Annotated in this window: 1 protein-coding gene; it reads right to left on the bottom strand. The window is 32.7% G+C overall.

Annotation, left to right across the window (positions count from 1 at the left end):
• Positions 1 to 281: 281 nt before the first annotated feature.
• Positions 282 to 764, bottom strand: a complete 483-nt coding sequence (locus E1171_RS00575) for a hypothetical protein (protein WP_155203073.1) — start codon at positions 762 to 764, stop codon at positions 282 to 284.
• Positions 765 to 811 lie beyond the last annotated feature (47 nt).

The raw sequence follows: 811 nt of genomic DNA, 5'->3' as shown, positions 1-811 counted from the left end.
CAAAAGGGCTAAGTAAATTCAGTATGATATATGATTTAAAACATTCCTATTAAAATAGCCCATAGTTGAAATATGAGATACTCTTTAACGGTTCCCCACAATATTCAGCCCTAATCTCTCATAGGTTCGCTCTTGTGTTTTATAACTTCTTACTAAGATAAAGGGTTATAAACCCTCTGCTTTTCAATAAGCATCAAAATTAAAAAGCAAAGAAAGCATATTTTATTTGCTTCCAATATATGAAATTATGGCAGGAATTTTAGTAAAATTAACCTCTGCTTTTAGAAATAACGGCTAAGCCAGGAATCTTTGGCTGGAATAGTCCAATTAGAATCAAAGCTTGCTTTGTCTGCAACAAGGTTATTAAAAGTTAGGGTATCTTTTTTAATTAATCCGCCACTAACTTTTTCCTTAACCTTTTGAAGATCTTCCAGGTATATTTCCCCCTCAATGAGGAATGCAATTTTCGTTCGGTTAAAGAAATTAACCTTTAAAGCTTTCTCGGATTCTTTTACAAATGCTACGGAACTATCAATAGAACATCCACTAGCCATATTTTGATTTTCATCTACCAAAATAACCAGAAATTGGTTGTGAAAAACCTTACCTGAACTTTTTAAATCATTACCATGAGAAGCCCAGGAGTTTAGGAAAACTTTTAGGTTGCTTTCAAGAGTTTCTCTCTCTGTATCGGAGAGTTTACGATCAGCTTGATAGATCCATACCTTTGAATTGGAAGGCATATCATTGAATGAGCTATACATTGGATATAATTATCAATTTGAAATATTGAAAGTGTAAATTTTATGGC

It is taken from the genome of Xanthovirga aplysinae, assembly GCF_009711365.1.
Lineage (GTDB): Bacteria > Bacteroidota > Bacteroidia > Cytophagales > Cyclobacteriaceae > Xanthovirga > Xanthovirga aplysinae.
This window is presented reverse-complemented; position numbering and strand designations above follow the sequence as displayed.

Coding starts and splice junctions, on each gene's coding strand:
- E1171_RS00575 (WP_155203073.1), bottom strand. CDS start 764: ATGTATAGCTCATTCAATGATATGCCTTCCAATTCAAAGGTATGGATC.